Source organism: Candidatus Cybelea sp. (assembly GCA_036489315.1).
GTDB lineage: Bacteria > Vulcanimicrobiota > Vulcanimicrobiia > Vulcanimicrobiales > Vulcanimicrobiaceae > Cybelea.
Genome location: DASXFZ010000032.1, coordinates 1 through 5,958 on the forward strand (window position 1 = coordinate 1; position 5,958 = coordinate 5,958).

At 62.0% G+C, this 5,958-nt stretch carries 8 protein-coding genes; 3 read left to right on the plus strand and 5 right to left on the minus strand.

The genetic code is table 11. From position 1 onward, the window contains the following. Nucleotides 1-147: 147 nt before the first annotated feature. The 4 genes from VGG51_07765 to VGG51_07780 form a co-directional block, all read right to left on the minus strand. On the minus strand, nt 148-486 hold the full coding sequence (locus tag VGG51_07765; protein HEY1882920.1) for a YciI family protein: 339 nt from the start codon (nt 484-486) through the stop codon (nt 148-150). An 82-nt stretch (nt 487-568) separates the two neighbouring features. Continuing rightward, a complete protein-coding gene (locus VGG51_07770) occupies nt 569-901 on the minus strand; it encodes a YciI family protein (protein HEY1882921.1) in 333 nt (110 codons plus the stop codon). A 75-nt stretch (nt 902-976) separates the two neighbouring features. Then, the gene (locus VGG51_07775) at nt 977-1,594 is read right to left on the minus strand and encodes a hypothetical protein (GenBank protein HEY1882922.1); all 618 of its coding nucleotides are present in this window, start codon (nt 1,592-1,594) and stop codon (nt 977-979) included. A 13-nt stretch (nt 1,595-1,607) separates the two neighbouring features. Continuing rightward, a complete protein-coding gene (locus VGG51_07780; protein ID HEY1882923.1) occupies nt 1,608-2,012 on the minus strand; it encodes a hypothetical protein in 405 nt (134 codons plus the stop codon). Nucleotides 2,013-2,084: 72 nt separating this feature from the next. On the opposite strand from VGG51_07780, the gene VGG51_07785 reads away from it, so the two are divergent. Next, nucleotides 2,085-3,353, plus strand: a complete 1,269-nt coding sequence (locus tag VGG51_07785; protein ID HEY1882924.1) for a choice-of-anchor tandem repeat GloVer-containing protein — start codon at nt 2,085-2,087, stop codon at nt 3,351-3,353. A gap of 135 nt (nt 3,354-3,488) precedes the next feature. Next, nucleotides 3,489-3,989: a hypothetical protein gene (locus VGG51_07790; GenBank protein HEY1882925.1), complete on the plus strand. Its 501-nt coding sequence runs from the start codon at nt 3,489-3,491 to the stop codon at nt 3,987-3,989. Nucleotides 3,990-4,071: 82 nt separating this feature from the next. Here the strand turns inward: VGG51_07790 and VGG51_07795 are convergent, their stop codons facing one another. Beyond that, a complete protein-coding gene (locus VGG51_07795; protein HEY1882926.1) occupies nt 4,072-5,406 on the minus strand; it encodes an alkaline phosphatase family protein in 1,335 nt (444 codons plus the stop codon). A 363-nt stretch (nt 5,407-5,769) separates the two neighbouring features. Here VGG51_07795 and VGG51_07800 point away from each other — a divergent pair. Continuing rightward, nucleotides 5,770-5,958, plus strand: a 189-nt coding sequence (locus tag VGG51_07800; GenBank protein ID HEY1882927.1) for a hypothetical protein, incomplete at its 3' end; no start/stop codon positions are given.

The following is a 5,958-nucleotide window of genomic DNA, read 5'->3' on the forward strand; positions in this document are numbered from 1 at the left end:
GATTTGGCGCCGAGTTTTGTTCGAAGACGAGGCGCGATGAGCGACAAAAGCAGCGCTTTGCGAGCGAAGAGCAACGAAGTATTCGGGCAAAAGGCGGCCCAAAGATGAGAATTTGGCATAACCCGACAGGCTCCTATGCTCCAAATTCTAAATATCCATCTTCAAGACGGGCCGGACCTCGACGCTTCCCCCGACCTCGAGGATCGGGCAGCCGCGTGCGAGTTCGGCCGCCCGCGCGAGCGTGTCGGCCTGGATAAGCGTGAAGCCGCCGACCACGTCTTTCGCCTCCGCAAAGGGCCCGTCGGTGATGCTGCCGCTATCGCCGACGACCTTGCCTTCGGCCTCGAGCGGCTGGCCGGGATCCTTCATGTTGCCCGTGTCGGTGAGGCCTTTCATCCATCCAAGCCATTTTTGCATGATCTTGTCCGACTCTTCGGGGGTCTGACCGCGGCGCCCGCCGCGGTAAAGATAGAGAAAATCGCCCATGTTCCTTCCTCCTGGTTGTAGTGTGTGACGGAACATAGACGTTCGAACGCCCCGTTTTCGGACACGGATCCGAAAACTCGATCTACATGTTGATGGCAACGATCGGGCGGACTTCCACGAATCCCTTCGCGCGGGCACACGGGGTGGGAGCTACGAGCCGGATAGCCTCCTCGAGGTCCGCGGCCTCGATGATGCCGAAGCCGACCAGCGGCAGGGTCGAACTGGAGAAGACCGCGGTCGTGGTTACCGGATCGCCGTACCAAGCCCGCACGGTGGTCGCCGGCGAACCGAGCGAGGCGACGATGTCGCCGCGCGATCTCAGGAAATCATCCTGCGCGAGCAAAGTGTCTTGCTCGCTTCTATTGAGCTTTTTCCAATCTTCGGCCGCGCCGTACGCCAGACAAAGGTACTTCATCGCTTCTCCTTTGGCTTGCACTCGGTGTGTAGCTTCCCAGGAAGCTCGGAGTCGAATCCAGAGGCGCCCAAAGTGTTACCGGTAGCGGTGGACCGCCTCCCAGCAGTATAGCGCGACGACCGAACGGTATGGCCGGAAGGGCTCGCCAAGCGCGAGCAGTTCCTTCGGTTTCGGCGGCGTCTCCAGATCCCAGCCGATCGCGTAACCCTGGCGCACCCCGAGATCGTCGACGGGCCACACGTCCAAGCGCCGCAGCTCGAACAGCAGATACATCTCGGCGGTCCACTTTCCGATACCGCGCACCGTCACGAGCTTGGCGACGATCTCGTCGTCGCTCTCTTTGGGCGAACCCCTCAGATCGACGCTCCCGTCGAGAACCTTCGCCGACAGATCGCGCAGCGCGAGCAGCTTATTTTGGGAAAGGCCTGCAGCGCGCAGCTTCGCATCGGAGACCGCGGCGAGGCTCCCGGGCGTCAGCCCACCGCCGGCGGCGGTAACGACGCGGTCGAAAATCGCCCGGGCCGCGCTTCCCGCCAGTTGTTGAAAGACGATCGCGCGAACGAGCGTCCCGAAGTGCCCGTCGGGGTGGCGCGGCCGGTAGTGAATCCGACCGATGCGCGCGACGAGACGGTCCAAGAGCGGATCGCGTTTGCGCACTTCCGCGACGGCGGCGGCCAACGAAATTCGAGGCATTGCGAGGGCCTCGTTACGTCGTCGCACTCGCCGCGAAAAACACCGCCGCGACGAAGACGGCAACCAGCGTGAAGATCAAGAGGCGGTTGCGTCGCCCGGATTGGACCATCAGCCAGCCGTTGGCAACGCCGAGCAGCCCCGCGAGGACGACCAGTGCGAACGATATGTGGATTCGGCCGAGAAACTTCGCGGTCGCGACATCGGGGGTCGAGATTGCCTGCGCGGCCATCGTGCGGTCAACCCAGAACCAGGCGGCACCCACGAAAACGACCATGAACGCGCCCGCGCTCAAGGCCACCCATCCCCGCCGCTTTGCGGCATCGAGGCTTTGCAGCCGTGCGCCGCAGGTCGAGCAGGTATCGCTTCCGCTGCGCACCTGATTGCAACGCGAGCAGATCATCGCCGGTATCGCCGTCATTCTTCTTCTTTCGCTCCAAAAGCGGAGCTTGACTGCCCCAGGGCGCCGGCGAGCTATTGCGAAGTATCGTAAATGAAGAGTACGCACCGTCTTACCGGAAGCGCCCTGGTTGTCTTGCTTGCCGGCTGCGGAGGATCGCATACCTCACCCGGCAGCGCGGCGTTGCCCCCGCTGACGTCGAGCGCCGTCGCACGCTCGGGCACGGGGAGCGAGCAGATCCTCTACAGTTTTACCGGAGGAAACGACGGCGGTAACGCCGCGACCGGAATCGCCCTGGATCACGCCGGCAATTTGTATGGTACGACCGTCGTCGGCGGCAAGTACACGTGCGGTACGGTCTTCGAGCTCGCGCCGCAGGCCAGTCCACCGTGGCCCGAGACGGTGCTGTATAACTTCACGTGTTACGGCGATGGAAAGAATCCGCATGGGGGCGTAACGATCGATCGCCAATCGCGCCTCTACGGCACGACCGTCGCCGGCGGGTCGGGCTACTGCGCCGGCGACGGCTGCGGCGTCGCCTATCAACTGAGCGGACAAGACCAAAGCGTGATACACGACTTCGGTTCCGGCAACGACGGCTTTGGCCCCGGGGGACCGATCGCGTTCGACAGCGCCGGCCATGCGTACGGAACGACGCCCGACGGCGGTGCGTATTCGCAGGGCATCGTCTACGAGTTGAGCTCGTCGCGCCGTGCGTGGCACGAAAAGATCTTGCACGCATTTACGGGCGGCGCCGACGGCGGCGTTGGATCGCTCGGCCCGCTGCTTGTCGCTAAAGACGGGGACATTTTCGGGGTGACCGAAGAAGGCGGCGCGGACGCCGCGGGAACGGTCTTCAGGCTCTCGCCGGGATCGAAGAAATCGTGGAAGCTGACGACGCTTTACACGTTTAAAGGAGCGCCCGGCGCCGCATCTCCGTACGGCGGCTTGATTTCCGACGCCTCCGGAGATCTTTTCGGAACGACGTACTACGGCGGGACCCACGGAGACGGGACCGTTTTCGAACTCGCTCGCAAAGGCAAAAACAAGTACGCGGAGCGCGTACTCTACAACTTCAAGGGCGGTAGCGATGGCAGCTCGTCGACGAGCACGCTGCTCTTTGGAGCGTCGAACGGTCTCATCGGGACCACGTCTGCCGGCGGGGGAACCTGCGACTGCGGCACGATCTTCGAAGTCAACGCAAAAACCGGCAAAGAGCAGGTCTTGCACAGTTTCGGCAATGGCGGCGATGGCCAGTATCCGTATTACGGCCTCGCAGCGGACGCAAGCGGCAAACTCTACGGAACGACCGTCGCGGGCGGCGCGCACGGCCAGGGCGTCGTCTTCGAATTTATGCCGTAGCGTTCCTCAGCGCACGGCCCGGCTTGCTTACCTCGCTTCGCGCTACTCATCTGAAAATTGTATCGGAGGGTTCAGCGTCGCCAAGCCTGAACGCGGGGACTACGTTCCCTCCATCTACGAAGGAGTAAAAAACAAATGCGCTTGTTTACTTCAGCGCTCGCTTCGGCAATCGCTGTCGGCGTTCTCGCGGGCTGTTCCGGCGGTCTCGGGAATTCGGTGCCCACCAGTTCCATTCAGTCGGTAGCGCCGGCCGGCAAATTCAGCTATCGAATGGTTTCCGGCGCGTACGGCGACGCAAAAACGCAGTGCCCGTCCTCAAAATACTTCCTATGCGTAACGGTCGCAAAGGGTAAGCCGGCGAGTGAGGAGATTTGCCTCTCGAGCAATTCGGGCTGCACGAGCGGATCGTTTCCTCCCTACACCTGGAAACAGAAGATCGTTACGCTCCAAGGTAAGCCTTTCAAGTCGATCGTTGGTTCGATCAAGCCGAAGAAGGGCAACCCCATCACGGATACGATCACCGAGAAGGGAAAAGTCGGCAGCAGCAAGGGCAAGGTGAAGTACGTTCAGGACATTACCGCTTGCCCAGCTTCCGGCAGCTGCGTCAAAGGCGATGTCGGGATCATTACGAAATAAGCAGGCGTCTCTAAAATTAGATACCGAGATACGCTTTGCAGGAAGGCCCGGCGCTACGCCGGGCCTCGTTCGTAGGTACCGCTCAGTCGTCGCCGAGAATGCCGGCCGGGTGCGGCCCCGCGCGCGAAGCGCCTTCAATCCGCATCCAATAGAGCGCCGGTTTCTCGCCGGGGATCTCCACAAACTTCCGCGGCTGCTGGTGGAAGTCAAAGACATCTGCGCCCGGAGCGTTCGCGCGCGTGTCGCTGGCCGCCAGCTGCGGCAAGCCGAAGTTATTCTCGATAAAGCGCAGCACGCTCGCCGTTTCGTAGTGGACGTGTGAGACGTAGCCGTGTTTTGCGTAGGGCGAAACGATCAGCAGCGGGACGCGAAACCCAAGCCCATCGTAATCGAGATAGCGCGGCTTTACCGGATCGTACCACCCGCCCCAGTCGTCCCACATAATGAAGATCGCGGTGGAATCCCAGAACTTGCTTCTCCCAACCGCGTTGACGACGCTTGCGATCCACGCCGGCCCTTTACCAGTATCAAGAACCGCGTGGTCCGAGGCTTCGAACGTGGGAGCGACCCACGTTATCGGCGCGAGTTTTCCCGCTGCGACGTCGGTCAGAAAGCGGGACGGCGGATTGACTACCTTCGTCTTCCAATCGGGTCCATCGTAAATTTTCCGATCGGCTTGATAGGCCGACCACAAGCCGCCGTCACCGTAAACGCTTCCCGCATAGTATCGCCAGCCAACACCGGCCTGGTTGGCTTCGCCGGCGAGCGTCGGATTGTCAAAGCAGGCCGTGATGCTCGGGCCGATGTCGCGCGCGCCGGTCAGCGTGGCCACCGTATCCGAGGGTCCTCCCGCGCAGCCCCAGGAACGAACGGGATAATTTACGGCGCGGCTCGCGTAGGCGGCGACGGCGTACTGATGCGAGACGAAGCTGCCGTCGAGGTTGGACGCGAAGGTCTGGTCGGCGAGTACGTACCGCTTGGCGATCGTCCAATACGGCTTGGTTTCGCTCTGCGGAACGTAGGCGAAGGCGGGATTGGGCGGATGTCCGGCCGTCGCCAGCTCGTTGTTCCAGCCATCCATCTTGCAGTCTGTACCGGGGATTCTTCCGGTTCCGTCGCAGGCCGCAAAGAAACCGACCGAATTGTGCGCGAGGTCCCACTCGATTTGCAATTTGACCGGCCGCAAGCCGATCTTCCTACCTGTGGTATCGTAGCCGTAGCTTTGCGTCGTAGCGCCGGGATAACCCATGAAGAGGTTGTTGAACGAGCGGTTCTCCTGCACGACGAAGACGACATGCTTGATCGGGCTGCTCGCCGCCAAACGCGCGCCGGAGGAAAACTCGGCAGTTCCGTTATATTCGCTGCCGTTCCACGAACATGCCGCTAGTGCGCAAGCAATCCAAGCCCATTTCCACATAGTCACGAGGCGCCGCATCAAACGCGCGGCCGCGTAAATATCCCAAGCATGCGCAAGAGCAAGAGTATCGCCGCAACCGCGACGATCGCCAGCACCGCGGCCTCGACAAATCCAATCCATCGCGCGTGCGGCCGCCCCGGGGGTGTTAGGAGCGTCGGCCTCGGTCAAATCTTGAGCAAACTCGACATTCGAAGTCGTGTCGGGCACGGAGGTCGACATTGCGTTATTCGGAAAAAGGCCCCTTCCGATGCGCTGGGCCGCGGCGGCTAAACCCCCTACGGGCGAGCGAGCACCGGGTCCCAAGGGATGAAATAGGCGAACGGAAAGGTTGCGCCGTCAACTATCGGATTTTGGAGGCGCACGATGTTACAGACAAGATCGTTCCTCGGAACCCTCGCGGCGATCGCCGTCACGGGATTGGCGCTGTCGGGCTGCGGCGGCGGCAATGGGGGATCGCTGCCGAATGCAGCCCCACCCTTGGAGTCGCCGTCGCTCCTGAATTCCCCGCACCACGACGCCGCGACCACGGGCCTCTACGTAAGCGATTGGTAC

Excerpts from the sequence above, each read along its gene's own strand:
- VGG51_07765 (HEY1882920.1), bottom strand. The coding sequence starts at position 486 with ATGGGCGATTTTCTCTATCTTTACCGCGGCGGGCGCCGCGGTCAGACC.
- VGG51_07770 (HEY1882921.1), bottom strand. The coding sequence starts at position 901 with ATGAAGTACCTTTGTCTGGCGTACGGCGCGGCCGAAGATTGGAAAAAG.
- VGG51_07775 (HEY1882922.1), bottom strand. The coding sequence starts at position 1,594 with ATGCCTCGAATTTCGTTGGCCGCCGCCGTCGCGGAAGTGCGCAAACGC.
- VGG51_07780 (HEY1882923.1), bottom strand. The coding sequence starts at position 2,012 with ATGACGGCGATACCGGCGATGATCTGCTCGCGTTGCAATCAGGTGCGC.
- VGG51_07785 (HEY1882924.1), top strand. The coding sequence starts at position 2,085 with ATGAAGAGTACGCACCGTCTTACCGGAAGCGCCCTGGTTGTCTTGCTT.
- VGG51_07790 (HEY1882925.1), top strand. The coding sequence starts at position 3,489 with ATGCGCTTGTTTACTTCAGCGCTCGCTTCGGCAATCGCTGTCGGCGTT.
- VGG51_07795 (HEY1882926.1), bottom strand. The coding sequence starts at position 5,406 with ATGTGGAAATGGGCTTGGATTGCTTGCGCACTAGCGGCATGTTCGTGG.